This is a genomic window from Streptomyces sp. NPDC007346 (genome assembly GCF_040703535.1).
Taxonomy (GTDB): Bacteria; Actinomycetota; Actinomycetes; order Streptomycetales; family Streptomycetaceae; genus Streptomyces.
On sequence record NZ_JBEYKR010000110.1, the window covers coordinates 1 to 24,395 of the forward strand.

Consider the following 24,395-nt stretch of genomic DNA (forward strand, 5'->3'; position numbering starts at 1 on the left):
CGGGCGCCGGCGCCGCGGAATCCACCGCGGTGACGGCGCCTGTGCGTGCGCCACGGCCCCGGCAGCACGGCGGTGGCTTCCACCGGGCTCTCCGCTCCCTCGCGGGCCGCACCGGGCCGGGCAGCGGCCGGGTGAGCCAGTAGAGTCAGCCGCCATCGGCAGGCGCCCGCCCGCCGGAGGCCAGGGAGCGAAGCGTGCTGATCCCTCACGACACCCGGATCGCCCTCGACACGGTGGTCGATCTGGTGAACACCGCACCGGAGAGCGAGCCGCCCGAGGACGGCCGCACGGACGGACTCGTGGACGGGCCGGAGGACGGGCTCGCCGATGTCGCGGCCCTGTACGCCTTCGCCGAGCGGCACCACATCAGCGGCGTCGGCACCCTCGGCGAGAAGGACCTCGGCGCCGTACGGGACGTCCGCGGCCGCTTCGCCGAGGTCTTCGCGGCCCCCGACGCCCGTACCGCGGCCGACCTCGTCAACGGGCTCGTCGCCGCGGCCGGGACCACGCCCCAGCTCACCGACCACGACGGCTACGACTGGCACGTGCACTACTTCGCGCCCGACGCCTCGCTCGCCGACCACCTCGCGGCCGACTGCGGCATGGCCCTGGCCTTCATCATCGTGGCCGGCGAACAGGAACGTCTGCGGCGCTGCGAGGCCCCCGGCTGCGGGCGCGCCTTCGTCGACCTCTCGCGCAACCGCTCCCGCCGCTACTGCTCCAGCCGCACCTGCGGCAACCGGCTCCATGTCGCCGCGTACCGGGCCCGGCGCCGGGAGGCCGGGGCCTGACGCCGGGAGACCGGGGCCTGAGCCGCCGGGAGTCCGGAGGCCGAGTCACCGGGACGGCTGTTCATAACAGGAAGAGGTCGTGCAGCGCCGCCATCAGCAGCAGGCTCCCGATCACCGCGAGGAAGATCATCAGGGGAGGCTGGGAAAGCGCGAAGAGGCAGCCACGGGGCTCTTCGGCAGGGGGTGCGGGGGCTTCGCCCCGGGATGTGTCCACCATCTCGGGGTGATCATGACTCACGCGGGACCCGATTGGCGATCAACCGGTCTCATTTCCCCGGTAGTTCACCGTCCCGTGGCCCTCCGGATTCGCTCCGGCGTCCGAGATGCCATCAGGTATTCGGGCCCCGGAGCGACGAAAGCCGCCCGTAGGTCAGATGCCGTGCTTCTTCAGGATCGCCTCGATGTCGCTGAAGTCCTCGCCGGCCGGGGCGGCCTCCTGCTTCTGCTTCGGCTTCGCCGCCGCCTGCGGCCGGGCCTGGCCACCGGCGCCGAGCGAGGGCGCGGAGGCGCCCGGGGCGACGGCCTCGTCGCGCCCGGCGGCCCGCGCGGCCTTGCGCTCCGCACGGGTGGAGCCGCCTCGGCGCTCGACGGCACGAGTGGTCATGAAGAGCAGCCACGCGAGGCCGAGCACGCCGAAGCCGACCCAGACGCTCGGCTTGAACGCGATGCCCGAGACCCACGCGACGACGCCGGTCAGGACGAGCCCGACCGGGACGAGGGAGTAGGCGGCGATCCTGGTCGCGGTGAGGAACCGCTTGCGGTAGGCGGTGATCGCGGCGACGCCCAGGCCCGCCGCCGACGCCGCGGAACAGATGGTCTCGGCAAGCATCGGGGCCTCCAGGCGCAGGGGAAACGTCCCCTCCATCCTGCACCGACGACCGGCACGGAGGCCACGGCGCCGGACCACTTCAGGGACATTTCAGGGCCGGACTCCTCCCCAGGTGCCGATTGGGAGCTGTCCGCACGGCCTGAAAGACTGGGCCCATGAGCGATTCCACCCCCGCGAAACCGGTCGTCCTCGACATCTGGTGCGATCTCGAATGTCCCGACTGCCACCGGGCCCTCGGCGATGTGCGCGCCGTGCGTGACCGGTACGGCGACCGCGTCGAGATCCGGCTGCGCCACTTCCCGCTGGAGAAGCACAAGCACGCCTACGCCGCGGCGCAGGCCGCCGAGGAGGCCGCCGTCCAGGGCCGGGACTGGCCGTACATCGAGGCGCTCCTGGCCAGGACCGAGGAGCTGGCGAAGTCCGGTGAGCCGGTGCTGCTCGATGTGGCCCGTGGGCTGGGCCTGGACGCGGAGGAGTTCGACACCGCGCTCATCGACGGCCGCCATCTGCTGATCGTCGACGCCGACCAGGCCGAGGGCAAGGCGATCGGGGTCACCGGCACGCCCACCTATGTGATCGGCGACGAGCGGCTGGACGGCGGCAAGAGCCAGGAGGGGCTGCGCGAGCGGATCGAGGAGATCATCGACCGGCTACTGGCCGCACAGGCCTGACGTCCGACGCCGACCTCTCCGACTCCGGCCTCTGACCTCTGACCTCTGACCTCTGACGACTCCGGCTTCCGGCTTCCGGCTTCCGGCTTCCGGCTTCCGGCTTCCGGCTTCCGGCTTCCGGCTTCCGGCTTCCGGCTTCCGGCTTCCGGGGAGAGGCTGAGGCCGCCTACAGCGCCTTGGCCAGGTTGTACCGCGTCGTCGCGTAGCCGAGGGACTCGTACAACCGCAGCGCCGGGGTGTTGGCGGCGAAGACGTGCAGGCCGAGCCGGTCGTGGCCCCAGGAGCGGGTCTCGTCCTCGGCGAGGAGCATCAGGGCCCGTCCGAAGCCGCGGCCCCGGTGCTCCTCGCGCACCTCGACGTCGAAGACGAAGCCCGCCGTCCTGCCCGGCTCCAGCTCCCGCAGGGCCAGCCAGACGTGGCCGACGACCTCGCCGCCGTGGACCAGCACGCGGAACCGCACGCCCTCGGTCGCCAGGCCGTCCGGGAGGTTCCCGGCGTGGTCGGCCTCGGACTTGAGGCGGGCCTGCTCGGGCGGTACGCCCCGGTCGACCCACTCCTGCGCGTACGACCGCACCGCCTTGTCCAGCCAGTGCGCGTACTCCTGCCCGCTCATCGGGCGTGAGGTGAGCCCCTCGGGAAGGCGGGCGGTGTCCGGGCCGAGGGTCTTGACCATGTTGCGGCTGCGTTCGGTGTAGCCGAGGGCCGTCGCCAGCCGCCGGGCGGGCTCGTTCTCGGCCGGGACCTCCGCCCGCACCTGGGTGCACCCCCATCCCCGCAGCACCTCCTCGGCGGCGAGCGCGGCGATGGTGCCCCGGCCACGCCCGCGCCGCGCCTCGTCGACGGCGAGGGAGCGCACCACCCCGGCCGCGGCGCCGAACGCGGCATCGGTGCTGATCGATACGGCGCCGACGGGACGCCCGTTGTCACAGACGTCGTAGGTGCGCGCCCGCGCTCCGTCGGCGCCTTGCTGAAGCGGCCCGGACGGCCGGAGTGTCGTGGTCATCAAAGCTTTGTATCCCCTGGACACCCGCGCGTCACGCGCTTTTCGTGCCCGTACCGGAGTCCATGACCGGTCCGGCTACGGGTCCAGATCGTTCCCGGCCCGCTCCTCGAAGATCCGCATGGCCTTGGCCGTCACCGGACCGGGCTCCGGCGCCAGCTCCCGGTCGTCGACGCGGTTCACGGCCTGGATGTCGCGGAGCGTCGAGGTCAGGAAGACCTCGTCGGCCTCGGCGAGCACCTCCATCGGCAGGTCGCTCTCCTCGGCCCCGGTCCACTCCACGGCCAGCGCGCGGGTGATCCCCGCGAGGCACCCGGAGGCGACCGGCGGAGTGTGGATGCGGCCGTCCAGCACGACGAACACGTTGGTCCCGGTCCCCTCGCAGAGCCGGCCCCGCGTGTTCGGGAACAGCGCCTCGGAGGCGCCCCGCTCGCGGGCACGGGCGAGGGCGACGACGTTCTCGGCGTACGAGGTGGTCTTGAGCCCGGTGAGCGCCCCGCGCTCGTTACGGGTCCAGGGGACCGTGATCACCGCCGTGGTGTCCGGGCGGCGGTGCACCTCGTCGAGCGCGACGACGAGGCTGGGCCCGGCGGTGCCCCGGTCCGAGCCGAGGGGGGAGAGCCCGCCGGTGCAGGTGATCCGCAGCCGCCCCAGCGGTACGGGGTTGGCCTCGATGACCGCCGCCGCGGCGCGCCGGACCTCGTCCAGGTCCGGGTCGGGCAGGCCGAGGCCGCGCGCGGACCGGGTCAGCCGGTCGAGGTGGCGGGTGAGGGCGAACGGCCGGCCCTCGCTGGTGCGGACCGTCTCGAAGACGCCGTCGCCCACGGTCAGCCCGTGGTCGAGCACCGACAGCCGGGCGTCCTCGGCATCCCGCAGCCCGCCGTTGACCCAGATCTTCATGACGTGGTCCTTCCTGTCTCCTCGAACGTGCCCGACGCTACAGCGAGCAGCCGCGACGCCTTCAGCTCGGTCTCGTCCCACTCGCGCCCGGGGTCGGAGCCCCAGGTGATGCCGGCGCCGGTCCCGAAGCGCAGGAGCGGCACGGAGCCGGTCCGGTCGATCCAGAACGTCCGTATGCCCACCGCCAGGGAGGCCGTGGACCGGTCGGCGTCGACCCAGCCGACCGCGCCGCAGTACGGCCCGCGCGGCGAGCGCTCCAGCTCCTCGATGATCCGCAGCGCGCTGGACTTCGGCGCCCCGGTGACGGAGCCGGGCGGGAACGCCGCCGTGAGCAGCTGGGGCCACCCCGCGCCGTCGGCCAGCTCGCCCCGCACGGTGGAGACGAGGTGGACGAGGCCCGGGTGCTTCTCCACCACGCAGAGGTCGGGGACGGTGACGCTGCCGGTGGCGCAGACGCGGCCGAGATCGTTGCGGACCAGGTCCACGATCATCACGTTCTCCGCGTGGTCCTTCTCCAGCAGATCGTCCTCGGTGCGCCCCGTCCCCTTGATCGGCCCGGACTCCACGGTCCGCCCGTCCCGGCGCAGGAACAGCTCGGGGGAGGCGGTGGCCACCTCCACCCCGTGGCCGGGCAGGCGGATCGTTCCTGCGTACGGCGCCGGATTGCCGCGCGCCAGCAGGGCGGTCAGGGCGTCGACATCGGCCCGGCCGGGTTCGGGCAGCGGCGCGGAGAGGACCCGGCAGAGGTTGGCCTGGTAGACCTCGCCCGCGGCGATGTGTTCACGGATCCGCCGTACGCCCGCCATGTAGGCGTCACGGTCCAGCGAGGTCGTCCACGCGCCGGCGGCGGGACCGCGCCAGGCTCCGGGCACGGGGGCGGGCACCTCCTCCCGGCGTACGGAGGAGAAGCGGGCGCAGACGGTACGGCCCTCGAAGTCGGTGCATACCGCCCAGAAACCGGACGAGTCGAGAGCCGAGGGATCGTGGGTCACGTCCCGGAGACCGGAGGCGACGAGGCCGCCGAAGCGGGCCATGGGAGCGAGGGGAAACACCCTGCTGAGTCTAGGACCGCCCGCGATGACCTGCGCCGGGGTGGCGGTACGGCGGCAAGCTGCGCAAACGCGTTTTTGTACTGGCCCAGGAATCCGCTAGAGTTCAACACGTCGCCGGGACGCGCAAGCGGTCCGGGAAAGACAAGCGGACGTAGCTCAGTTGGTAGAGCGCAACCTTGCCAAGGTTGAGGTCGCCAGTTCGAACCTGGTCGTCCGCTCGCAGAAGGTGGGGGTCTTCCCGAACCCATCCCTGGTGGAGTGGCCGAGAGGCGAGGCAACGGCCTGCAAAGCCGTCTACACGGGTTCAAATCCCGTCTCCACCTCCAAGGACGATTAGCTCAGCGGGAGAGCGCTTCCCTGACACGGAAGAGGTCACTGGTTCAATCCCAGTATCGTCCACTGATCCGCAAGGATCATCGGTCCGCAAGGATCCCCGCGCGATTAGCTCAGCGGGAGAGCGCTTCCCTGACACGGAAGAGGTCACTGGTTCAATCCCAGTATCGCGCACGCAGCACACTCAGCAAGGCCCCGCAGTACGGCAGCACCCGCAGGATCCCCGCGCGATTAGCTCAGCGGGAGAGCGCTTCCCTGACACGGAAGAGGTCACTGGTTCAATCCCAGTATCGCGCACCACCGAGAACCCCCGGTCGTCTCCATGACCGGGGGTTCTTCCGTCGCGCTCGTAGTCCTCAGGACTCGTGGTCCTCAAGGACTCGTAGCCCTCGAGGACTCACGGTTCTCAGGAGGAGAAGAGCATCCGGCCGAAGCCCTTCTGGCGGCGGTGGCCGTAATGGCCGCCGTACCCGCCACCGTGCTGCGGGGCGCCCCAGGCGGGGGCGTGGGCGGGAGGGGCCGCCGCCGGGTAGGGCTGCGGGGCGGGCGGCGGGGGCGGGGCCTGCTGGGCCCACTGCGACTCCAGGCGGGTCAGCGACTCCAGCTCGCCGTAGTCCAGGAATATGCCCCGGCAGCCGCTGCACTGCTCGATCTGGACACCGTTGCGGTTGTACGTCTGCATCTGCGCGTGACACTTGGGACACTGCATCATCGGCTCGGCTCCTCGCCCTCGTCGTGCCGCCGCCGGAAAGCCTGTCCGGCCGCGGTCCGTTCACCCTACGATGCGCACCCGGCCGCCAACTCGGGTGGCAGCGTAGCGATTCGGGTACAGGAATCGATCATCAGCTGCTCCATCTCGTCCGGCTCCCGGCCCTCCGCCGCGCATTTGGCGAGGGCGACGGCCGCCGTCTGGGCCGTCAGCGCGCGGGCGGGGACGTCCAGTTGTGGCCACGGGTCCCCCTCGGCCGGCACCGCGGGCCCCCCGGTGGACCGGTAGGCCTCCAGGAACAGCCGCCAGTCCTCCGGGGCCAGCACCCCGGCCGCGTACCAGGCGGCGGGCCGCGCGAGGTCCCAAGCCGGGTCCCCCCGGCCCGCGTCGTCCACATCGATGAGCAACCAGGGCCCGTCCGGGGCGGGATGGCGGACGAGCTGACCCAGGTGCAGGTCTCCGTGGCAGAGGAAGCCCGACCGTGCGGCGGGGGGCGCGGCCTCGCCCCGGGCCCAGGCCGGCAGGGCGTGCCAGGCGGCCTGTACGGGGAGGACCGCGTCGTCGCCGGGGAGGGCGGCGGCCATCCGGGCGAGCGCGCGGGCCGCCTTGACCGGGCCGCGCATCGGCGGGGCGGGGAGCGGAGAAACGGTTCGGTGGAGGCGGGCGAGCAGGACGGCGGCTTCGGCCCAGGGGGCCGCGTCGGGGGCCCTGGGGTCGACGGGGGTGCCGTACGGCCAGAAGGTGACGGGGCGGCGCGGGGCCGCCTCCGTCGTACCGTCCGGGTCCGGGGTGGTGAGCGGCGGGAGGAGGACACCGGTCAGCTGTGGTGCCGAGGCGAGGGCGAGGCGGGCCGCCAGGGCCTCCCGGTCGATGTCGGCGGCGTGGGCCTTGGCGACGACCGGGCCGCTGCGGACCACGGTGCCGTCCGGCCGGTCGGCCAGGAGTTGGGGCGGCTCGCAGGCGCAGGGGGTTCCCGGCGGGTGGTGGAGGCGGTGGGCCAGGGCGCCCAGTTCACGGATGACCGACTCACGGATGACCGGCTCACTGGCGGCCGGCTCACGGGTGGTCGTTCCGCGGCCGGTCATTTCGCGGGAGGCCGTCTCGCGGCCGGTTGTTTCGCAGGCGGCTGTCTCGCGGGCTGCCGTCTCGCGGGCGGCTGAGGTTGAGGTGGTACGCAACGGCTCCCCCGGCGGCGATCGGTCCCGGCCCTGACATCGGACCCTGCCGAGCGTACGCGGCGGGCGGGCCTCAGGGCGGTAGAGCCCGTCGGGCGGGGCGCCTACGCGGGCCGCGCCCGGCCCCTACCGGCGTGTCTCCAGCCACGAGGAGACCGTCCGCCACGGAGGCCGCCCGAGGCGGAAGCCGCCCGACAGGGAGGCCACTCGACGCGGAAGCCGCCTGGCACGGAAGCCGCCCGAAGCACGGGGGCTGCTCCCCGGAAAGCAGCCACGGTCGGGGAAGGCGGCCACGAGGAACCCCCCGACGCAGAAACCGGCCCGAACAGCGCGATGCCCGGTCAGCTCCCCAGCTGACCGGACAAACGCTGCCGTCCGCCGCACCCCCGTCCCCACGGGGCTGTTGGCCCGATACACCTGGGTCCGGACCGCTCTTCCGGACCCCGGGCGCCGCTCAGCGCCCCAGCATCACAGCCACGGACGACGCCTGTGTGACCACCGCGTCCCAGCCGCCGAAGGCGACCACGAGCAGGGCCGCCAGGGGAAGAACCATGGCCGTCGCCACCAAGGGGTGACGGGTGCCGGACGGGCGGGCGCCGAACGAGGCGTAGGCCTTGCGTCCCTGCGTACGGATCATGGACCGCATTGCCGTGTCCGACATGGTTCCTCTCCTGACCTGATGTGGAGCGACGGGCGTGTGACCTCGGGGGACGAGTGCTGCGCCCGCCGCTTGACCTCAACATTAGGTAACCGGTGAGCACGGGGCGTCATGCCCGCGTACCGAATCCCGGGCCTCCCGGAGGATGAGCCGCCGGCGGTCGGCGTACTCCCCTGGGTGGAGACGGCCCACGCGGTCTTGGGGTCATCCCGGAGGGGACGCAGGGGGGACACCACCCCTCGGAAGGGGTTCCCATCGGGTGACTTCACTCACTCCCCGCACCCTCCGAAGGAGGGTGCGTGACGTTCCCCGGCTGCCGCCGAGGGGCGTCACCCTGTACGCCCGGGTGGTATCCCCGCCCTCGCCGGCCATCTCTTCCCGGCCACCGTGGCGTGATCCAACAGCCCTTGTCCAACAGGGTTTTGCCATCCGCCACGACCGACAGGCCCGGAACCACCGTCCCCTGACCGCGCTTCACGTCCGCCTTAGGAGAGGGGCAATCGAATCCCCGGGGAGGGCGCGGCCTCTGAGCGCACCCGGCGCGGGGTACGTAAGCTGTGCCTCGTCAGGCGGACCAGGCAGCGGGGATGGGCAGACGATGGCGATGATGCGGCTCCGGCGCGAGGACCCGCGTCTCGTCGGCTCGTTCCGGCTGCACCGGCGACTCGGCGCGGGCGGCATGGGCGTGGTCTACCTCGGCTCCGACCGACGCGGCCAACGGGTGGCCCTCAAGGTGATCCGGCCCGACCTGGCGGAGGACCAGGAGTTCCGTTCGCGGTTCGCGCGCGAGGTGTCCGCCGCGCGGCGGATCCGGGGCGGCTGCACGGCCCGGCTCGTCGCCGCCGACCTGGAGGCGGACCGCCCGTGGTTCGCGACGCAGTACGTGCCCGGCCCCTCCCTCCACGACAAGGTCGCCGAGGAAGGCCCCCTGGCCGCGGCCGAGGTGGCCTCGATCGGTGCGGCGCTCTCCGAGGGCCTGGTCGCCGTGCACGAGGCGGGCGTGGTCCACCGCGATCTGAAGCCCTCGAACATCCTTCTCTCCCCCAAGGGCCCCCGCATCATCGACTTCGGCATCGCCTGGGCGACCGGGGCGAGCACGCTGACCCATGTCGGTACGGCGGTGGGGTCGCCCGGCTTCCTCGCACCCGAGCAGGTCCGGGGCGCGGCGGTGACGCCCGCGACGGACGTCTTCTCGCTCGGCGCGACCCTGGCGTACGCGGCGATGGCCGACTCCCCCTTCGGGCACGGCAGTTCCGAGGTGATGCTCTACCGCGTGGTGCACGAGGAGGCGCAGCTCCACGGGGTGCACGACGCTCTGGCCCCCCTGATCAGGGCCTGTCTGGCGAAGGACCCGGAGGAGCGGCCGAGCACGCTCCAACTGTCCATGCGGCTCAAGGAGATCGCGGCGCGCGAGGCGCAGGGCCTGCACGAGAGCCGGCCGCCCGCCCAGCGCTCGGCCCAGGACGCGGACCGCCCCACCGGCCGGCTCGACGGCCCGTACACCGAGCAGCACACCCGCCGTGCGGAGGGCCCCTCTTCGGCGGCCCGCCCGCAGCGGGGCCGGCGTCCCGCCCCCTCGCGTTCGGGGGCGCCGCGCACCGGAGGGTCCCGGCCGCAGCGCGGCACCACCGGTTCCGGGAAGCGGCCGGGCGCGACGAACGGCAGGCCGGGGACCCGTCCCGGGGCCCGGACGACCTCGGCGGGGCGGCGTCCGGCCAATCCACGGCTGCTGCGCCAGCGGCTGGTGGTGTTCGTGGTGGTGACGCTGCTGGTGGCGCTGGGGATCGCGGCGGCGCAAGGGTGCCAGGGGCCGGCGCGCGGGCTGGGCGCAAGCGAGCGGGTGGCCCAGATCGCGCAGGCCGGGGAACAGCTGCGGGACCACGAGCGGGCCGAGCCGCGCTAGGGCGTGTCCGGCGGATCAGGATCGGAGGGGCCTCGGCGTCCGGTGCGGTGCGTCGCAACGCGCTGGAGAGTCCTCGTGGCGGAGCTACCAGGGCTTTTCGGCAACGCCGCGAGGCGCCGTGCCGAGCCTCGCCCGCCCGCCCGCGCCGAACGGTCAGACAGCCCCTGGGTCGGCGCCCGCCCCGGGCCTCGGCCTCGGTCGGGCCGGTCTCAGCTCTCCGGGCGGCCCGTCGCCACCGCGTAGAAGGCGACCGCGGCCGCCGCGCCGACGTTGAGTGAGTCGACGCCGTGCGCCATCGGGATGCGGACCCACGCGTCGGCCGCCCTCAGCGCCTTTGGGGACAGCCCCTCCCCCTCCGCGCCCAGCATCAGCGCGACCCGCTCCAGCCGGTGCGGGGCCGCTTCGTCGATGCTGGTGGCCTGAGGGTCGGGGGTGAGGGCCAGGAGCCGGAACCCCGCTTCCCGTACGGTCTCCAGCGTCGTCGGCCAGGCCTCCAGCCGGGCGTAGGGGACGGAGAAGACCGCGCCCATGGAGACCTTGACCGAGCGCCGGTAGAGGGGGTCGGCGCAGTCCGGGGAGAGCAGGACGGCGTCCATGCCGAGGGCGGCCGCGCTGCGGAAGACGGCCCCGATGTTGGTGTGGTCGTTGACCGACTCCATGACCACCACCCGGCGGGCGGTGGTGAGGAGTTCGCCGGAGGTGGGCAGTGGCTTGCGCTGCATGGAGGCGAGCGCCCCCCGGTGGACGTGGTAGCCGGTGACGCGCTCGGCGAGGTCCGGGGCGACCGCGTACACCGGGGCCGGGACCTCGTCGATGACGTCGCGCATGACGTCGACCCACTTGGCGGAGAGCAGCATCGAGCGCATCTCGTACCCGGCCTGCCGGGCTCGTCTGATGACCTTCTCGCCCTCGGCGATGAAGAGGCCCTCGGCGGGCTCGCGCCGTCGCCGCAGCTCGACGTCGGTCAGTCCGAGGTAGTCGCTCAGGCGCGGGTCGTCGGGGTCGTCGACGGTGATGAGTTCTGCCACGGGGTGCTACTGCCTGTCCGGTCTGCGGGGTCAACGCCTGGGATGGGACGCGTAACCGCGGGTTACCTGGTGGGAGGGGCGGAGAGGTCCGCCGTCATTCGGCAGACGGCCGGTCCGGGCGCGGTGCGGCGTCCGGGCCGACCGCGACCACGTCGCCGATGACGATCACCGCGGGCGGGCGCACGTCTTCGGCGACCGCCCGTTCGCCGACGTCCGCGAGGGTCGCGTCGACCCGGCGCTGAGCGGCGGTGGTGCCCTCCTGGACGAGGGCGACCGGGGTGTTCGGGTCCTTGCCGTGGGCGATGAGGGCGGCGGCGATGGCGCCGATCTTGTCGACGGCCATCAGCAGGACGAGGGTGCCGCGCAGCCGGGCGATGGCCTCCCAGTCGACCAGCGAGCGCGGGTCCTCGGGCGCGACATGGCCGCTGACCACGGTGAACTCGTGGGCCACCCCTCGGTGGGTGACCGGGATGCCGGCGGCTCCGGGGACGGAGATGGTGCTGGAGATGCCGGGGACCACCGTGCAGGGGATGCCCTCGGCGGCCAGCGCCTGCGCCTCCTCCATGCCGCGGCCGAAGACGAACGGGTCGCCGCCCTTGAGCCGGACCACGGCCTTGCCCGCCTTGGCGTGCTCGATCAGCGCCTGGTTGATCGCCTCCTGGGCCATGAACCGCCCGTACGGGATCTTCGCCGCGTCGATCACCTCGACGTGCGGGGGCAGTTCGTCGAGCAGGTCGCGGGGGCCGAGGCGGTCGGCGATGACCACGTCGGCCTCGGCGAGGAGGCGGCGGCCCCGCACCGTGATCAGGTCCGGGTCGCCGGGGCCGCCGCCGACGAGGGCGACGCCGGGGGCGTGGGTGCGGTGGTGCGGGGCGGCGAGGGTGCCGTCGCGCAGGCCCTCGACGATGGCGTCGCGGATGGCGGCGGAGTGCCGGGGGTCGCGGCCCTGGGAGGTGGTGGTGAGGACGGCGACCGTCACGTTCTCGCTGCGGCCGGTGGCCGGGGTCCAGGCGGTCGCCGCCTCGGCGTCGTCGGCCCGTACGCACCAGGTGCGGGTGCGCTCGGCCTCGGCGGAGGCGGCGTCGTTGGCGGCGATGTCGGAGGAGGCGACCAGGGCGTACCAGGTGTCGGCGAGGTCGCCGTCCTGGTAGCGGCGGCGCTCCCAGCGGATCTCCCCCGCGTCCGCCATCGCCTCGACGGAGGCCGTGGCGGACGGGGAGATCAGGGTGATGGCGGCACCGGTGGCGATGAGCTGCGGCAGCCGGCGCTGGGCGACCTGGCCGCCGCCGATGACGACGGTGCGGCGGCCGTGCAGGCGCAGTCCGACGGGGTACGCGGGGTGATCGGCGTGATCTGCGTGCTCGGCCATGGCGGTGCGGGCTCCTCGTGCGGGGTGCTGCGTAGGGGCCGCTGCGGCTGTGGAGCGGCTGTGACGTGCGGAAGCGGGGTTCCTGGGTGGGGGACAGGATACGGGGTGGCGGGGGGCGGGTCCTGGGGGTGGGGGCGCCCGCGGCGGGCTGTTCCCCTGCCCGCCCCTCCCCGAACCGGGGGCTGCGCCCCGGGCCCCCTTCGTCCTCAAGCGCCGGACGGGCTGAGGTGTCGGGGCTCCACCCCCGGCCCCGCTCCTCGAACCCCGGAGGGGCTGGAACGGGGCTGAGGGCGAAGCCGGGGCGGGAAGGCTGGACGGGAAGCCGGGGCGGCCGGAACAGCCGTCCCGGGCTACTTCTCCGTCACCCCCGCCGCGTCGAACGTCGCCACCTCGTGCATCGCCCGCGCCGCGCTCTGCACGATCGGCAGCGCCAGCAGCGCGCCGGTGCCCTCGCCCAGACGGAGGTCCAGGTCGACCAACGGGCGCAGACCCAGCTTGTTCAGGGCGGCCATGTGGCCGGGCTCCGCGCTGCGGTGGCCGGCGATGCAGGCGGCCATCGCCTCGGGGGCGATGGCTCGGGCGACCAGGGCCGCGGCGCCCGCGCTCACACCGTCCAGGATCACCGGCGTACGCAGGGAGGCTCCGCCGAGGAGGAAGCCCGCCATCGCGGCGTGCTCCAGGCCGCCGACCGCCGCGAGCACGCCGATCGGGTCCGACGCGTCCGGCTGGTGGAGGTCGAGCGCCCGGCGTACGACGTCGACCTTGCGGGCGTGCATCTCGTCGTTGATGCCGGTCCCCCGGCCGGTCACCTCGGAGGCGTCGATCCCGGTGTAGACGCAGATCAGCGCGGCCGACGCGGTGGTGTTGGCGATGCCCATCTCGCCGGTGAGCAGCGCCTTGTTGCCCGCCGCCACCAGGTCGCGGGCGGTCTCGATGCCGACCTCGATCGCGGCCAGGACCTCTTCGCGGGTGAGGGCGGGGCCGGTGGTGAAGTCGGCGGTACCGGCGCGGACCTTGCGGGGCAGCAGCCCGGGGGTGGCGGGCAGCTCCGTGGCGACGCCGACGTCGACGACGCAGACCTCCGCGCCGACCTGCGCGGCGAACGCGTTGCAGACGGCTCCGCCGCCCAGGAAGTTCGCCACCATCTGGGCGGTGACCTCCTGCGGCCAGGCGGTGACGCCCTGGGCGTGCACCCCGTGGTCACCGGCGAAGATCGCGACGGCCGCGGGCTCCGGGATCGGCGGCGGGCACATCCGCGAGAGCCCGGACAGCTGCGCGGAGATGATCTCCAGCATGCCGAGCGCACCGGCCGGCTTGGTCATCCGCTTCTGCCGCTCCCACGCCTCGCCGAGCGCCTTCGCGTCCAGCGGGCGGATGGCGGAGATCGTCTCCTGGAGCAGGTCGTGCGGCTCCTCGCCGGGCAGCGCGCGCCGGCCGTACGTCTCCTCGTGGACGACCCAGGAGAGCGGGCGGCGCTTGGACCAGCCCGCCTGAAGCAGTTCGGGCTCCTCGGGGAACTCGTCGACGTAACCGACGCACAGATACGCCACGACTTCGAGGTGCTCGGGCAGACCGAGCGCCCGGACCATCTCGCGCTCGTCGAAGAAGCTGACCCAGCCGACGCCGAGGCCCTCGGCACGGGCGGCCAGCCACAGGTTCTCCACGGCGAGCGCCGAGGAGTAGGGGGCCATCTGCGGCTGCGTGTGACGGCCCAGGGTGTGCCGGCCGCCACGGGTGGGATCGGCGGTCACGACGATGTTGACCGGGGTGTCGACGATCGCCTCGATCTTCATTTCCTTGAACTGCTTCGCCCGGCCCTTGGGGAGCGACTTGGCGTACGCCTCACGCTGGCGCTGGGCCAGTTCGTGCATGGAACGGCGCGTCTCGGCGGACCGGATGACGACGAAGTCCCAGGGCTGCGAGTGGCCGACGCTCGGGGCGGTGTGCGCGGCCTCCAGCACCCGGAGCAGGACCTCGTGCGGAATCGGGTCGCTACGGAAGCCGTTGCGGATGTCCCGGCGCTCGCGCATGACCCGGAGCACCGCCTCGCGCTCGGCGTCGTCGTAGCCGGGGGCGGGCGGGGTGAACGGCTCTTCGGGGGCCGTCTCCGCCGCGGGCTGCTCGACCGGCTCCTCCAGCTCCGGGGTCTCGATGACCTCCGGCCCGGTGCCGTCCTCGTAGTCCGTCACGGCTACCGGCTCCGGACCGACGGCGAGGACGGGGGCGGGGGCGGGCTGTACGGGCTCCGGCTCCGCCGCGGGCTCGGCCACCGCTGCCGGTGCGGGCTCCACCTCAATGGGCGCGGCGGTGGCGGGGGCGGGCTCGGGGGCCTCCACAGCCTCCACTGCCTCGTCGACCGCTGGCGCCGGGGCCGGTTCGACGGCCTCCGCCGGTTGTACGGGCTCGGCGGCGGGAGCCTGCTGCTGTACGGGAGCCGGGGGCTCCGGCACGGAGGCATCCACCGGGACCGCCGGGGCTCCGGGCTCGGCCGGAGCATCAACGGCCGCGTCCGGCACCGGCGCCTCTGCCGGCACCTCCACGGGCACCTCGGCGGGTACTTCGGCCGGCAGCTCCGTCGGGACCGCCGCTTCCACCGGAGCCTCGGGCTGCTCGGCGGGAGCCTCGGCGGCGACCGGCTCGGCGGGAGCCTCCTCGGCGGCCGGCTCGGGAACGACCGTTTCTGCCGGGGCCGCCACCTGCTGCACCGGTTCGGGCTGCGCGACGACCTGCTCGGGCTGAGCCGCAGCCTCAGGCTGCTGGACCGGCTGCTCAAGCTGCTGTACGGGAGCGACCGCCTCGGCCTGGGCCGACTGCTCCGGCTGAACCTGCTGCTCCGGCTGAACCGCCCGCTCAAGCTGGACCGGCTGTTCCGTCTGAACCGCCTGCTCAAGCTGGACCGGCTGCTCCTGCTGCTCCTGCTCCACAGGAGCGACCGCCTCGGGCTCGACCGCCGTCTCCGGCTGCTGGACCGGCTCGGCAGGAGCCTCGGCCTCGACAGCGGCCTCGGGCTCCACCGGCCGCGGCCCGACCTGCTCGGGCTGGGCCACCGCCTCGGCCTCGACCGGCGCCACGGCCTCGGGCTGGACCGCCGCCTCAGGCATCTCGGCCTCAGCCACGGCCTCGATCACCGGCTCCGCCTCCGGCTCCACGACCTGCTCACCCTCTGCCGCCGCCTCCGGCTCCCCCACCGGCACCGGCTCGACAGGGGCCTCCACGGCCGCCTGCACCGGCTGCTCGGCCTGCACCGGCTCCTGGGGCTCCACCGCGGCCGTCGCCTCCGGCTCGGGCTGCGGCTGCTGCGGCGGCGGGCCCCACGGGGCCGCCCCCTGCGGCGGGATCTCGCCCAGCTGCGGGCCCGGCAGCACCGGGGCCTCGCCGACGGGGGCGTGGACATACTCGGGGCCGGCCGGCGGCGGGCTCGCGTGACGGGCGGGGGGCGCGGTGCGGACCGCTCCGGCGGGGCCCCGGTCGGCCAGCGAGCGGACCACTCCGCCGCCCTGCGTACCGCCGCCGTACGACGGGGCCTCGGCCGACGCCGGGCCCCGGTGCAGGGGGCGGCGGGCCGGGGCGGGGGCCTGCGCGTGCGCGCCGACCGGGGTGGGGGTCTGTACCGGGGCGGGGGCCGGGGCCGGGATCCGTACACCGTCGAGGTCGACGGAGCCGGTGTCACGGCCCGCGGAGACCTGGGTGCCGTGCGCCTCGGCGGGGAGCTGGGCCTCCTGGCCCTGCGCGGGGACCTGAGGCTGCGTCGCGTACTGCGGCTGCCGCTGGTCCGGGAACTGCTGTGCGGCGGCGTGCTCCGGAGCGGGCGGCACGGCGGGAGCCGGGGCGGGGGCCTGCCCGGCCTGCTCGGGGGCGGGCTGAGCCGCTGCGGGGGCGGTCTGAGGGGCCGCCTGGGGCTGGACCGGCTGCGGGTCGCTCCACGCGCCCTGGGAGGCCGGCATCAGCAGGAGGTCGTCGTCCTCGGGTGCGTGCTCGGAGGGGTCGAGGAAGGTGTAGGCGTCCGGGGCGGGGATGCCCGGCTGCTCCACCATGCCTGCGTTCTCCGGCAGTCCCTCGCCCGGGATCTGGCCGGTGTCAGTCATGCGTACCCCTCGCCCATCGTCAGTGCTCCTTCGGCCCTTCGCCCGGGACGCCGAACCACGGCACGCCGGTGCTCGTCGTGAAGAACGAGCGGGCTCGCCGCGCGGCACGAAACGCCCGCGGACCTCTTCTTATTCTCGCGGCCGTTCGCCGCCGCGGCAGGCAGTTCCGCCACGGCTCGCTGTGGACTGCGCCACGTCGCGCGTCCCCCGGTTGGTGCCGTACCACAGAGCGGACCAAAACAGTCCACTTTTCCGGACATTGACGAACGAAGCGACGAACGTCCGGGCGCGGTACAACAATCGGCCAGCCTACCTCCCGTACCGGGCCGAAAGGTCAGGGGGCGAGGTCCGAACGCCGTGCGGAGAGAAGGAACACGACGGACCGTTCACGCTCGGTCCACGCCTCGGTGTCCAGGTCGACGGACTGGAGCAGTGAGCACGCGACGGTGTAGCCGTTGCCGGTGAGCGCCGCGCCGAGCGCCTCGGCCTCGTCCCGGGTGGAGGCGTGGGTGACGATGCGTTCCGGGCGCCGGTCCACGACCGCCCTGACCACCGGGACACCGCCGCCCCCGACCCGTACGACATCGGGTTCGGGCAGCCGTTCCAGGATGTGCGGGGCCCGGCCGCAGACGATCTGGAGCGGTACGCCGAAGGCGCGGGCGGTGGCGTCCGTACGGGAGCAGGCCCCCGGGTCGGCGTCCACCGCCAGCACGGCCGCGCCGAAGCGGGCCGCCTCCACGGCCAGGGCTCCGCTGCCGCAGCCGATGTCCCAGACCAGGTCGCCGGTGCGGGGGCCGAGGCCGGCCAGCTGGGCGGCGCGCAGGTTCGGGGACTCCCCCTCGCCGGGCTCCCGCATGCGTTCGGCGCCGGCCTCGCGGTAGGCCTCGGCGGGCAGGGCCCAGCCCCGGACGCCCTGGGGGTAGGCGGGCCGGCGGCCGGCGATCCAGGCGCCGGTGGCGGTGGTCTCGGGGCCGCCGCCGATGACGATGACGACGTTGGGGTCGCGCCAGGCGTGGTCGGCGGCCTTGTCGGAGGTGAGGACGGTGACGCGTTCGCGGTCGGAGCCGAGCTCCTCGCAGATCACGAAGGTGCGGTGGACGCCTTCGAGGAGGAGGGCCAGTTCGGCGGGGCCCGCGCCCGGTGAGGTGAGGACGGCGACCTTGTGGTGGGCCCGGCAGACGTTGACGGCGCGGCGCAGGGTGCGCGGGTGGGCGACGACGATCTGGGCGTCGTCCCAGGGCATCCCGGTCCGGGCGAAGGCGGTGGCCACGGCGGAGACGGCGGGGACGACCTCGACCTCGAGGCCGTGCTCGGGGGCGCGCAGGCTGCGGACGACGCCGAAGAAGCCGGGGTCGCCGTCGGCGAGGACGACGGCGCTGCCGCGGTGGCCGGCGATGCGGCGGGCGGCCAGGTCGACGCTGCCGAGGCGGATGCGTTCGGCGTTCTCGGGCACTTCGGGCAGGGCCAGGTGGTGGGCGGCGCCCGCGACGAGCGTGGCGGCCGAGAGCGCGGCCGTGGCCGCTCTGGTCAGTGGCGAGCCGTCCCAGCCGATCACCGTGACCCGGTCGGCCATCGTCGTCTGTCTCCTGGGGTGTCGGAGGGAGCGGGGCGTACCCCGCGGTGACGGGCAGGGGTGAGAGTACCTGGTCCGGACCGGGGTCCGGCCCGGGGCCTCGGGGTCACTTCCAGTCGTTGTACGTGCCGTAACCGCCCGCGTCGGCCAGCTGCTCGGCGACACCTTCGAGGTCCTCGGGCAGGAGCCCCCACACGATCAGGTCGGTGCGGATGTCGGTCCAGCCGCCGTCCTCCGTCTGGGTCCGGGCGATCCGGGCGTTGCGCAGGACGCCCTCGCTGATGCAGCCCAGCTTCTGGGCGACCTGCTGGGCGGCGGTGTTGTCGGCGGGGGTGCGCAGCTCGATGCGTTCGAAGCCCTGGTCGCGGAAGAGCCATTCGGCGACCGCCAGCACGGATTCGGTGGCGTACCCCTCGCCCCGGGCCCAGGGGGCGGTGATGTAGCGGACCTCGGTGGCCAGGGTGCGCCAGTCGGTGTTGAGGAGGTGGACGCTGCCGACGAGCCGCTGGGTGAGGAACTCGGTGACGGCGAGGGCGATGCCGTGGCCCGAGGTGCGTTCCCCGGGGGCGATTCTGCGGACCCAGCGTTCCGCGTCGACCTGGGTGTACGGGTGCGGCCCGTCGGTCCAGGCGGTGACCATCTCGTCGTTCATCATCTCGATGTACGCGGGGATGTCGGCCATGTCGAAGGGGCGCATCACCAACCTGTCCGTGCTGATGGAGACGGACGGAAAGGTGGTAGTCATGCGCAGCTCCATACAGAGGTCCGGGTAAAAGCGAAGACCGGGTAAAAACACAGCATGCAGCATCGGGTCCGTGGTGTGCATGGGCGGGTGGCACGACGGAGCCCCGCGCCTTCCCGGGGGAAGGGGCGGGGCTCCGTCGGTCAAGTGCCTGACGGTGGTCAGGACTTGGTGGGGGTCAGGAGGAGGCCGGGGCGCCGAAGGAGGCGGTGATCGAGCCCTGGTAGGTGTCCTCGATGAACTTCTTCACCTCGTCGGAGTTGAGGAGCTTGGCGAGCTTCTCGACGCGCGGGTCGTTCTCGTTGCCGTCCTTGACCGCGAGGAAGTTGGCGTACGGGTTGCCGTCGGCCTTCTCCAGGGCGAGGGAGTCCTCGGCCGGGGAGAGCTTGGCCTCCAGGGCGTAGTTGCCGTTGATGACGGCGGCGTCCACGTCGTTCAGGGCGCGGGGCACGGTGGCGGCCTCCAGCTCCTTGAACTCCAGGCCCTTCTTGTCGGTGACGTCGCTCAGCTTGGCGGCGCTGCCGACACCGTCCTTGAGCGTGATCAGGCCGTTCTCGGCGAGCAGCTGGAGGGCGCGGCCGCCGTTGGTGGTGTCGTTGGGGATGGCCACGGTCTGGCCGGACTTGATGTCCTTGAGGTCCTTGATCTTCTTGGAGTAGAGACCGAGGGGCTCCAGGTGCACGTTGACGACCGGGACGATGGTGGTCTTGTTCTTCTCGTTGAAGTCGTCCAGGTAGGGCTTGTGCTGGAAGAAGTTGGCGTCGACCTGGCCGGACTGGGTGGCGGTGTTCGGCAGGACGTAGTCCGTGAACTCCTTGACCTCCAGCTTGAGGCCCTCCTTCTCCGCCAGGTTCTTCTTGACGAAGTCCAGGATATCGGCGTGCGGCGTCGGGGACGCGGCGACGACGAGGGCCTTGGAGGTGTCGGCCGTGGCCCCGTCGCCCTTGGAGGAGGCCGGGTCGGAGTCCGTACCGCAGGCGCTCAGGCCCAGGGCGAGGGCGGCGGCGGAAGCGACAGCTGCGGTGATCTTGATGTTCTTACGCACGAAGAGTGCCTCTTTCTTGTGGTGGTGGTGCGCCCGGACAAGGAGTTCGGGCTCGGTGGGGAAGGGAAGTTCAGGGGTGCCCGGGGCCGCGGCCTCTAGGAGGCGGTGCGGCCCCGGCGGGCCAGCAGTCGGACGGCGATGTCGCCGATCAGCTGGATCACGCTGACGAGCACGATGAGGAGCGCGACGGTGATCAGCATGAACTGGTTGTCGAAGCGCTGGAATCCGTAGGTGACGGCCTTGGAGCCGAGCCCCTCGCCGCCGACCGCACCGGCCATCGCGGAGTAGCCGATGAGCACGATGAGGGTGGTGGTGACGCCCGAGACGAGCGAGGGCAGGGCCTGGGGCAGGAGCACCTTGCGGACGATGGTGGGGATGGAGCCGCCCATCGACTGCACCGCTTCGACGAGCCCGTGGTCGACCTCCCGGATCGCCGTCTCGACGAGCCGGGCGAAGAACGGGATGGCGCCGACGGCGAGCGGCACGATCATCGCGGTGGGGCCGATGAAGGTGCCGACGACCCAGGTGGTGAAAGGGATCAGGGCGATCAGCAGGATGATGAAGGGCAGCGAGCGGCCGATGTTCACGATCACGCCGATGACCTTGTTCACCACGGTGTTCTGGAGCAGTCCGCCCTTGTCGGTGAGGACCAGCAGCACACCGAGCGGCAGTCCGCCGACGACGGTGACCAGCGCCGACCACAGCACCATGTAGAGGGTGTCGAAGGTGCCCTGGGTCAGCAGGGGCTGCATCTCGGACCAGGTCACTTGACGACCTCCTTGGTGATCACGGCGGGCGTCTGCTCCGGTACGACGCCGGTCGCGTCCGTCGCGGCGGGGCTCTTCGGGCCGGCCGCGTCCTCGACGACCTCGGCCTGGAGGCCCTGTTCGCGCAGGAAGCCGATGGGGACGACGTTCTCCTCGAACCGGCCGGGCAGCTCGATACGCATCCGGCCGATCTGCTTGCCGCCGACGGTGTCCATCGCGGCGCCGAGGATCGAGATGTCGATGTTGTACGTACGCGAGAGCTGGGAGATCACCGGCTGGGTGGCGGCCTCCCCGTGGAAGGTGACGTCCACGACCGTACGGTCGGGTCCGGTGGCGGCCCCGCCGACCGGGAACAGCTCGCTCGCCAGCTCGGAGCCGGGGGTGGCGAGCAGTCCGCCGACCGTGCCGGACTCCACGATCCGGCCGCGCTGCATGAGGGCGGCGGAGTCGCAGATCGTCTTGACGACGTCCATCTCGTGGGTGATCAGCAGGATGGTCAGGCCGAGGTGCTGGTTGAGGTCGCGCAGCAGCTGGAGGATGGAGCGGGTGGTCTCGGGGTCGAGGGCGGAGGTCGCCTCGTCCGAGAGCAGCACCTTGGGGTCGCCCGCCAGGGCGCGGGCGATGCCCACGCGCTGCTTCTGGCCGCCGGAGAGCTGCTTGGGGTAGGCCTTCGCCTTGTCGGCGAGGCCGACCAGGTCGAGGAGGTCCTTGGCCTTGCGGGTGCGCTCCTGGCCGGAGACCCCGAGGATCTCCAGCGGGAGTTCCACGTTGCTCAGGACGGTGCGCGAGTCCAGCAGGTTGAAGTGCTGGAAGACCATGCCGATGCGGGTGCGGGCCGCGCGCAGTTCCGCGCTCGCCCGCCGGCCCCGCCCGGCGAGGGCGGTGAGGTCCTGGCCCGCCACGGTCACCGTGCCCGAGGTGGGGCGCTCCAGCAGGTTGACGCAGCGGATGAGGGAGGACTTCCCGGCGCCGCTCTGGCCGATGACGCCGTATATCTCGCCCTCGCGGACGTGGAGATCGACTCCGTCGAGCGCGGTGACCTCACGGTCGCGCGACTGGTAGACCTTCGTGAGGCCCGTCGTGGTGATCACAGGGGTTTCCGTCACTGTCGAGTGCGCGGCGCGGTGTCCGCCGGGCACGGGGCAATCGTCTGAAGAGACTGTTCGGGCCGGTCGGCCGGTGACGTCTCAGCACGGCCGGCCCCGGCGGTCGGCCGGGAACAGCGCATGCTCGGGCGGCTCGTTCCACAGGGGGCGAGCGGCGCAGGCTCAGTCTCGCTTCGGGGCGCGAGGCTCAGGCGGGGGCCCTCAGAAGGCGCGCATTCGACACATACAACGAGCACCGGGCGTACTGATCGCCTCGGTCGCAAGGGTGCGGCTGCTCGTCGTGGTCATGGCCCCAAGTAAAACAGACGTAACAGCGGCGCGAACCCGGCCGTCCGCATACCGGACAGCCGTGGACGGTCGGCAGCGGCACGTCGGATCGACTTTCCGATGTCCGGCGAACCTGCTCTGACCTGCGCATACGAGGGTGGCCGAGGGGGTCGTACGGGCCCGTGGGCGGGTGCCGGAAGGGCCGGTCGGGGTGGTCGTTGTGGCCAAGGCCACGGTCGCCCTCACGGCACCACCACGGCGCCGGCACCGGACCGCCGCCGGGCCGGGCCGGGGCGGGGCCGCAGGCGGGCGGGCGGCGGGGCCGTAATACCCTCGCTACATGCTTCACGCCCTGACGGTCGCGGTCGCCGTGACCGCGCTCGCCCTCGCCGCCTGGTGCGGACACGCCGCCTACAAGGACCAGCCGACGAAGGACTGGCACTTCATCGGGATGGCCGTCGTGACCGTCCTGGCCCTGGCCCAGCTGGTGGTGGGCATCGTGCAGCTGGCGCGCGGGGAGCGGCCGGAGCAGGGGATGGCGGTCTTCATCGCCTATCTGATCGGGTCGTTCGCGGCCGTTCCGGCGGCCGGCGTCCTGTCGCTGTCCGAGCGGACCCGCTGGGGCTCGGTGACGGTGGCGGCGGGCTCTCTCGTGCTGGCGGTCCTCGAAGTACGGCTCTACGACATCTGGGGAAACTGACATGAGTGACACCGACCGGCGCCCGGACCAGCCCCCCGCCACCGCCCCGAAGCCGTCCTTCGAACTGGGCACGGGTCCCGGCCGGGTGCTGGTCTGGTTCTACGGCGTGTTCACGGTCGCGGCGGCCTCCCGCTCGATCGTCCAGATGATCGTCGACTTCGACCGGGCGCCGCTGGCCTATGTGCTCTCGGCGTTCGCCGCCGTCGTCTACGGATTCATCACGTATTCGCTGGTGCGGGGCGGCGAGAAGGCCCGGCGGGCGGCGCTGGTGTGCTGCGCCGCCGAGCTTCTGGGCGTTCTGGTCGTGGGCGCCTGGACGCTGGCCGAGCCGAGCGCCTTCCCCGACGCGACCGTCTGGTCGGACTTCGGGATGGGGTACCTGTTCATCCCGGTGATCCTGCCGGTCACCGGGATGATCTGGCTGCGGCGCGCCAGGACGGCCTGAGGCCTCGCCGCGCGGCGAGGCCGGGCCGGGTCCGGCGAGGCCCGGCCGGGTCAGGCGCTGGCCACGAACTCCTGGGCCGCGGCTTCCTTCTCCAGCAGGATGAGCCGGACACCGTCCGCGCCCGTGACGTCTCCGACCTGGGTGTAACCGGCCCGGCGGTAGAGCCGGAGGTTGCTCTCGCTGCGGTGTCCGGTGTGCAGCCGGAAGCGGGTGACCGCGCGGTCGGCCGCCAGGGCCGCCTCCGCCGCGGTCAGCAGCCGGGTGCCGAGCCCGTGTCCCTGGAGCCGGGGGTGCACGCAGAGCCTGTTGATCTGGCCCGTGCCGTCCGGGTCGGTGAATCCGCGTACCGAGCCGACGACTTCGTCCCCGAGGCGGGCCACGAACACCACGTCGTCGGCGACTTCGCCGCGTACCTCGTCGATGGTCTGGACGAGCGGGTCGATCCGGTAGTTGTCGTACAGCTGCGCCTCGCTCTGGAAGCAGAGGTACTGGAGCCGGAAGATCTGCTCCACGTCCTGTGCCGTCGCCGCCGAGATGATCACGCTCATGCCCATGTGTGCACGCCTCCCGCTCACCTGTTCACCCGGTTGTCTACCGCACTCTTCCCCCGCAGCTCAGGGGCGACAACCTCCGCCGCCAGCATTCTGCGCAGACATCCAAGGCAACGGGAACGGATCGGGCCCAAACTCCCCTGTGACATACCCAACTCCCCTGCGATTTCCCGGTAGGTCGGGTCGGTGGGCGCCAGCATCGCCTCCAGCAGCCGCGCGCAGCGTTCGGGCAGCCGGGCCATCGCGGCGCGCAGGGCCCGGCGTTCGGCGGCCCCGAGCGCGGCCCGTTCGGGGCCGCCGGCGGGTGGGGCGGCGGGTTCCCTTCCGGCGTACGGGCGTTCCCGCCGGGCCGTGCGGCGCCCCCTGCGGGCCTCCGCGCGGACGGTGTCGCGCACCCAGCGGGCCGGGTCGCGGGGCGGCACGGCCGGGGCGGGGCGTTCCAGCAGCCGCAGCCATACGGTCTGTTCGAGGTCGGCGGGGTCGAGACCGGCGGCGGGTGCCTCGGCTCCCGCCTCCGCCCGTACGAGGGGTTCCAAGGCGCGGACGACCAGGGTGGCGGCGGCGGTCCGGTCGGTTTCATGATCGAGAAGCGTCATGCCCCGGCGGACGTGGGGGGGGCGACGCCCCCCAGGACACCCGCCGCCGCCCCCCCCCCCACCCCGGAGGGGCGGCCCCCCCCCGAACCCCCCCCCGCCC

At 73.2% G+C, this 24,395-nt stretch carries 23 protein-coding genes and 5 tRNA genes; 10 read left to right on the top strand and 18 right to left on the bottom strand.

Annotated features, from left to right (window positions below; all coding sequences use genetic code 11):
• The first annotated feature begins 194 nt into the window (after positions 1–194).
• Positions 195–791, top strand: a complete 597-nt coding sequence (locus AB0917_RS24775; protein WP_366821854.1) for a CGNR zinc finger domain-containing protein — start codon at positions 195–197, stop codon at positions 789–791.
• A 61-nt stretch (positions 792–852) separates the two neighbouring features.
• Here AB0917_RS24775 and AB0917_RS24780 read toward each other — a convergent pair whose 3' ends face one another.
• Both AB0917_RS24780 and AB0917_RS24785 read right to left on the bottom strand, forming a co-directional pair.
• Positions 853–1,008, bottom strand: a complete 156-nt coding sequence (locus tag AB0917_RS24780; RefSeq protein WP_366821856.1) for a hypothetical protein — start codon at positions 1,006–1,008, stop codon at positions 853–855.
• A 153-nt stretch (positions 1,009–1,161) separates the two neighbouring features.
• Positions 1,162–1,620 carry a hypothetical protein gene (locus AB0917_RS24785; protein WP_366821857.1) on the bottom strand — a complete coding sequence of 153 codons (459 nt, stop codon included), beginning with the start codon at positions 1,618–1,620 and terminating at the stop codon, positions 1,162–1,164.
• A gap of 155 nt (positions 1,621–1,775) precedes the next feature.
• On the opposite strand from AB0917_RS24785, the gene AB0917_RS24790 reads away from it, so the two are divergent.
• Positions 1,776–2,291 (top strand): DsbA family protein, encoded by a 516-nt coding sequence (locus AB0917_RS24790; RefSeq protein ID WP_366821858.1) that lies wholly within the window; start codon positions 1,776–1,778, stop codon positions 2,289–2,291.
• 166 nt (positions 2,292–2,457) lie between these two features.
• Here AB0917_RS24790 and AB0917_RS24795 read toward each other — a convergent pair whose 3' ends face one another.
• The 3 genes from AB0917_RS24795 to AB0917_RS24805 form a co-directional block, all read right to left on the bottom strand.
• On the bottom strand, positions 2,458–3,294 hold the full coding sequence (locus AB0917_RS24795) for a GNAT family N-acetyltransferase (RefSeq protein ID WP_366821859.1): 837 nt from the start codon (positions 3,292–3,294) through the stop codon (positions 2,458–2,460).
• A 75-nt stretch (positions 3,295–3,369) separates the two neighbouring features.
• Positions 3,370–4,191: an aminodeoxychorismate lyase gene (locus AB0917_RS24800; RefSeq protein ID WP_366821860.1), complete on the bottom strand. Its 822-nt coding sequence runs from the start codon at positions 4,189–4,191 to the stop codon at positions 3,370–3,372.
• Positions 4,188–5,225: a chorismate-binding protein gene (locus AB0917_RS24805; RefSeq protein ID WP_366821878.1), complete on the bottom strand. Its 1,038-nt coding sequence runs from the start codon at positions 5,223–5,225 to the stop codon at positions 4,188–4,190. The genes AB0917_RS24800 and AB0917_RS24805 overlap by 4 nt, the downstream gene beginning before the upstream one ends.
• 163 nt (positions 5,226–5,388) lie before the next feature.
• Here AB0917_RS24805 and AB0917_RS24810 point away from each other — a divergent pair.
• The 5 genes from AB0917_RS24810 to AB0917_RS24830 all read left to right on the top strand — a co-directional run bounded on the left by AB0917_RS24810 (position 5,389) and on the right by AB0917_RS24830 (position 5,876).
• Positions 5,389–5,461 (top strand) — tRNA-Gly (locus AB0917_RS24810).
• Between the two features lie 34 nt (positions 5,462–5,495).
• A tRNA-Cys gene (locus AB0917_RS24815) sits at positions 5,496–5,569 on the top strand.
• A gap of 1 nt (position 5,570) precedes the next feature.
• Positions 5,571–5,642, top strand: a tRNA-Val gene (locus tag AB0917_RS24820).
• 36 nt (positions 5,643–5,678) lie between these two features.
• Positions 5,679–5,750: transfer RNA gene (locus AB0917_RS24825), tRNA-Val, on the top strand.
• 51 nt (positions 5,751–5,801) lie between these two features.
• Positions 5,802–5,876: transfer RNA gene (locus tag AB0917_RS24830), tRNA-Val, on the top strand.
• Positions 5,877–5,982: 106 nt separating this feature from the next.
• Here the strand turns inward: AB0917_RS24830 and AB0917_RS24835 are convergent.
• The 3 genes from AB0917_RS24835 to AB0917_RS24845 all read right to left on the bottom strand — a co-directional run bounded on the left by AB0917_RS24835 (position 5,983) and on the right by AB0917_RS24845 (position 8,121).
• Entirely contained in the window at positions 5,983–6,288 is a 306-nt protein-coding gene (locus AB0917_RS24835) for a zf-TFIIB domain-containing protein (RefSeq protein ID WP_366821861.1), read from the bottom strand.
• Between the two features lie 65 nt (positions 6,289–6,353).
• Positions 6,354–7,370 (bottom strand): aminoglycoside phosphotransferase family protein, encoded by a 1,017-nt coding sequence (locus tag AB0917_RS24840; RefSeq protein ID WP_366821862.1) that lies wholly within the window; start codon positions 7,368–7,370, stop codon positions 6,354–6,356.
• Between the two features lie 544 nt (positions 7,371–7,914).
• A complete protein-coding gene (locus AB0917_RS24845) occupies positions 7,915–8,121 on the bottom strand; it encodes a hypothetical protein (protein WP_366821863.1) in 207 nt (68 codons plus the stop codon).
• A gap of 595 nt (positions 8,122–8,716) precedes the next feature.
• Here AB0917_RS24845 and AB0917_RS24850 point away from each other — a divergent pair.
• Positions 8,717–10,021 carry a protein kinase gene (locus AB0917_RS24850; RefSeq protein WP_366821864.1) on the top strand — a complete coding sequence of 435 codons (1,305 nt, stop codon included), beginning with the start codon at positions 8,717–8,719 and terminating at the stop codon, positions 10,019–10,021.
• Positions 10,022–10,230: 209 nt separating this feature from the next.
• On the opposite strand, the gene AB0917_RS24855 is transcribed toward AB0917_RS24850, so the two are convergent.
• The 8 genes from AB0917_RS24855 to AB0917_RS24890 all read right to left on the bottom strand — a co-directional run bounded on the left by AB0917_RS24855 (position 10,231) and on the right by AB0917_RS24890 (position 21,721).
• On the bottom strand, positions 10,231–11,049 hold the full coding sequence (locus AB0917_RS24855) for an RNA methyltransferase (RefSeq protein WP_366821865.1): 819 nt from the start codon (positions 11,047–11,049) through the stop codon (positions 10,231–10,233).
• Between the two features lie 94 nt (positions 11,050–11,143).
• Positions 11,144–12,418, bottom strand: coding sequence for a uroporphyrinogen-III C-methyltransferase (gene cobA / locus AB0917_RS24860; protein WP_366821866.1), 1,275 nt, complete (start codon positions 12,416–12,418; stop codon positions 11,144–11,146).
• 350 nt (positions 12,419–12,768) lie between these two features.
• Positions 12,769–16,503 (bottom strand): nicotinate-nucleotide--dimethylbenzimidazole phosphoribosyltransferase, encoded by a 3,735-nt coding sequence (cobT, locus tag AB0917_RS24865; protein WP_366821867.1) that lies wholly within the window; start codon positions 16,501–16,503, stop codon positions 12,769–12,771.
• 334 nt (positions 16,504–16,837) lie between these two features.
• Complete coding sequence (cbiE, locus tag AB0917_RS24870; RefSeq protein ID WP_366821868.1) at positions 16,838–18,076, bottom strand: precorrin-6y C5,15-methyltransferase (decarboxylating) subunit CbiE; 1,239 nt, start codon at positions 18,074–18,076, stop codon at positions 16,838–16,840.
• A gap of 106 nt (positions 18,077–18,182) precedes the next feature.
• The gene (locus tag AB0917_RS24875) at positions 18,183–18,821 is read right to left on the bottom strand and encodes a GNAT family N-acetyltransferase (RefSeq protein WP_366821869.1); all 639 of its coding nucleotides are present in this window, start codon (positions 18,819–18,821) and stop codon (positions 18,183–18,185) included.
• Positions 18,822–18,996: 175 nt separating this feature from the next.
• Positions 18,997–19,863, bottom strand: a complete 867-nt coding sequence (locus AB0917_RS24880; protein ID WP_366821870.1) for a MetQ/NlpA family ABC transporter substrate-binding protein — start codon at positions 19,861–19,863, stop codon at positions 18,997–18,999.
• Between the two features lie 95 nt (positions 19,864–19,958).
• The gene (locus AB0917_RS24885) at positions 19,959–20,630 is read right to left on the bottom strand and encodes a methionine ABC transporter permease (RefSeq protein WP_366821871.1); all 672 of its coding nucleotides are present in this window, start codon (positions 20,628–20,630) and stop codon (positions 19,959–19,961) included.
• A complete protein-coding gene (locus AB0917_RS24890; RefSeq protein WP_366821872.1) occupies positions 20,627–21,721 on the bottom strand; it encodes an ATP-binding cassette domain-containing protein in 1,095 nt (364 codons plus the stop codon). The genes AB0917_RS24885 and AB0917_RS24890 overlap by 4 nt, the downstream gene beginning before the upstream one ends.
• Positions 21,722–22,343: 622 nt before the next feature.
• Between AB0917_RS24890 and AB0917_RS24895 the strand changes: the two genes are divergently transcribed.
• Both AB0917_RS24895 and AB0917_RS24900 read left to right on the top strand, forming a co-directional pair.
• Positions 22,344–22,703, top strand: coding sequence for a hypothetical protein (locus AB0917_RS24895; RefSeq protein WP_366821873.1), 360 nt, complete (start codon positions 22,344–22,346; stop codon positions 22,701–22,703).
• A 1-nt stretch (position 22,704) separates the two neighbouring features.
• Complete coding sequence (locus AB0917_RS24900) at positions 22,705–23,148, top strand: hypothetical protein (RefSeq protein ID WP_366821875.1); 444 nt, start codon at positions 22,705–22,707, stop codon at positions 23,146–23,148.
• Between the two features lie 50 nt (positions 23,149–23,198).
• On the opposite strand, the gene AB0917_RS24905 is transcribed toward AB0917_RS24900, so the two are convergent.
• Together AB0917_RS24905 and AB0917_RS24910 are read right to left on the bottom strand one after the other, a co-directional pair.
• On the bottom strand, positions 23,199–23,702 hold the full coding sequence (locus AB0917_RS24905; RefSeq protein WP_366821876.1) for a GNAT family N-acetyltransferase: 504 nt from the start codon (positions 23,700–23,702) through the stop codon (positions 23,199–23,201).
• 17 nt (positions 23,703–23,719) lie between these two features.
• Positions 23,720–24,295 carry a sigma-70 family RNA polymerase sigma factor gene (locus AB0917_RS24910; RefSeq protein WP_366821877.1) on the bottom strand — a complete coding sequence of 192 codons (576 nt, stop codon included), beginning with the start codon at positions 24,293–24,295 and terminating at the stop codon, positions 23,720–23,722.
• Positions 24,296–24,395: the final 100 nt, after the last annotated feature.

Excerpts from the sequence above, each read along its gene's own strand:
- AB0917_RS24895 (WP_366821873.1), top strand. The coding sequence starts at position 22,344 with ATGCTTCACGCCCTGACGGTCGCGGTCGCCGTGACCGCGCTCGCCCTC.
- AB0917_RS24840 (WP_366821862.1), bottom strand. The coding sequence starts at position 7,370 with ATGACCGGCCGCGGAACGACCACCCGTGAGCCGGCCGCCAGTGAGCCG.
- AB0917_RS24875 (WP_366821869.1), bottom strand. The coding sequence starts at position 18,821 with ATGACTACCACCTTTCCGTCCGTCTCCATCAGCACGGACAGGTTGGTG.
- AB0917_RS24780 (WP_366821856.1), bottom strand. The coding sequence starts at position 1,008 with ATGGTGGACACATCCCGGGGCGAAGCCCCCGCACCCCCTGCCGAAGAG.
- AB0917_RS24805 (WP_366821878.1), bottom strand. The coding sequence starts at position 5,225 with ATGGCCCGCTTCGGCGGCCTCGTCGCCTCCGGTCTCCGGGACGTGACC.
- cbiE (WP_366821868.1), bottom strand. The coding sequence starts at position 18,076 with ATGGCCGACCGGGTCACGGTGATCGGCTGGGACGGCTCGCCACTGACC.
- AB0917_RS24790 (WP_366821858.1), top strand. The coding sequence starts at position 1,776 with ATGAGCGATTCCACCCCCGCGAAACCGGTCGTCCTCGACATCTGGTGC.
- AB0917_RS24905 (WP_366821876.1), bottom strand. The coding sequence starts at position 23,702 with ATGGGCATGAGCGTGATCATCTCGGCGGCGACGGCACAGGACGTGGAG.
- AB0917_RS24850 (WP_366821864.1), top strand. The coding sequence starts at position 8,717 with ATGGCGATGATGCGGCTCCGGCGCGAGGACCCGCGTCTCGTCGGCTCG.
- AB0917_RS24900 (WP_366821875.1), top strand. The coding sequence starts at position 22,705 with ATGAGTGACACCGACCGGCGCCCGGACCAGCCCCCCGCCACCGCCCCG.
- AB0917_RS24845 (WP_366821863.1), bottom strand. The coding sequence starts at position 8,121 with ATGTCGGACACGGCAATGCGGTCCATGATCCGTACGCAGGGACGCAAG.
- AB0917_RS24800 (WP_366821860.1), bottom strand. The coding sequence starts at position 4,191 with ATGAAGATCTGGGTCAACGGCGGGCTGCGGGATGCCGAGGACGCCCGG.
- cobA (WP_366821866.1), bottom strand. The coding sequence starts at position 12,418 with ATGGCCGAGCACGCAGATCACGCCGATCACCCCGCGTACCCCGTCGGA.
- AB0917_RS24835 (WP_366821861.1), bottom strand. The coding sequence starts at position 6,288 with ATGATGCAGTGTCCCAAGTGTCACGCGCAGATGCAGACGTACAACCGC.
- AB0917_RS24910 (WP_366821877.1), bottom strand. The coding sequence starts at position 24,295 with ATGACGCTTCTCGATCATGAAACCGACCGGACCGCCGCCGCCACCCTG.
- cobT (WP_366821867.1), bottom strand. The coding sequence starts at position 16,503 with ATGACTGACACCGGCCAGATCCCGGGCGAGGGACTGCCGGAGAACGCA.
- AB0917_RS24785 (WP_366821857.1), bottom strand. The coding sequence starts at position 1,620 with ATGCTTGCCGAGACCATCTGTTCCGCGGCGTCGGCGGCGGGCCTGGGC.
- AB0917_RS24795 (WP_366821859.1), bottom strand. The coding sequence starts at position 3,294 with ATGACCACGACACTCCGGCCGTCCGGGCCGCTTCAGCAAGGCGCCGAC.